General features: G+C 53.6%; 1 rRNA gene. It reads right to left on the bottom strand.

The annotated features are described in order from the left end of the window. Window positions 1-319: ribosomal RNA gene (locus IFT60_RS26245) — 23S ribosomal RNA — on the bottom strand; the annotation flags it as partial.

Here is a 319-nt window from a genome sequence, read left to right as displayed (position 1 = left end):
CCGCTCGTCCCAGCCCCTTGGATTATGTACCCGGATTTGCCTAAGTACCTCCTATGAACCAGAAACTGACTATTCCAACAGTCAGACAACCTTCCGCGATCCGTCCCCCCATCGCATCATACGACGGTGCAGGAATATTAACCTGCTTCCCATCAGCTACGCATCTCTGCCTCGCCTTAGGGGCCGACTCACCCTGCTCCGATGAACGTTGAACAGGAAACCTTGGGCTTACGGCGTGGAGGCTTTTCACCCCCATTATCGCTACTCATGTCAGCATTCGCACTTCTGATACCTCCAGCATCCTTCACAAGACACCTTC

Source organism: Massilia sp. CFBP 13721, from assembly GCF_014842025.1.
Lineage (GTDB): Bacteria > Pseudomonadota > Gammaproteobacteria > Burkholderiales > Burkholderiaceae_D > Telluria.
Note: the sequence above shows the minus strand (reverse complement) of the source record. Positions and strands in the feature narration are given on the sequence as shown.